The following is a 783-nucleotide window of genomic DNA, read 5'->3' on the forward strand; positions in this document are numbered from 1 at the left end:
CCGACTGCTCAGCTGCTTGCAGCCGCAGGTCTCGATTCGCCTCGACTAGCTTTTGGTAGTTCCGAAGATGCGACAAAGCGGCAGAGGGGATTCTCTTTCCAGTCCGTTGGAACGCTACCAGATCGCTGCCCAGCCTTAACTGCTCCTGCATAGAACCGTTTAGTCGGCCAGCTATGCTCCCCTTGCCCTCGCTTCGAAGCCAATCACTCAGCCCACGAAGACGTGAAGCCCGCGTTTGCGCAGATTGCCTCTGCTCCGCAGTCGGGGCTCCAAGATCTTTCAACGTTTGGTCGAGCGCGCCCTCGATCAAGAGGGCGTCTTCGGGATGAGGAGCCGCCTGACGGGGGCGCCCAATGCCACGGGGTTGAAGCCCTTCGGCGTCTTCAGGCCCAGGCAAGAACCGCCGGAGATCAGCCAGAGTCGTTTTAAGGCGGTTCTGGGAGTCCCTCCCCAGCGCCCGATACTCCGAAAGTTCCTTATCCACTGAACCGCCTTGCAACTGAGAAGCCAAAGACCCCTTGTTGTTGTCCTGGAGCCACCGCGAAAACTGCCTAAATCCGGAAAGGATGACGTCGACGGTCCCTTTGGTGGCGATGTTGCGCTGCTCGGCGTCGAGCCGGAACCTTGCCAAAAGGTCCACGTCTTCGGCAGGGAGTTTTCCAGGTAGGCTCCCTGGCGCAACCTTGTTCAGGTGCGCAACAATGGTAGAGCGGCCACCACCCTTCAGATAGTCCTGCACATCAGCTACAAAAGAAGCATGCCTGGGTGAATCGGGGTTAAACC

1 pseudogene is annotated in these 783 nt (G+C 58.7%); it reads right to left on the reverse strand.

The window, feature by feature from the left end:
* Positions 1-783, reverse strand: a pseudogene (locus ACWGS9_RS35045) (hypothetical protein); the annotation flags it as partial.

The organism is Mesorhizobium sp. Arg314 (assembly GCF_053714275.1).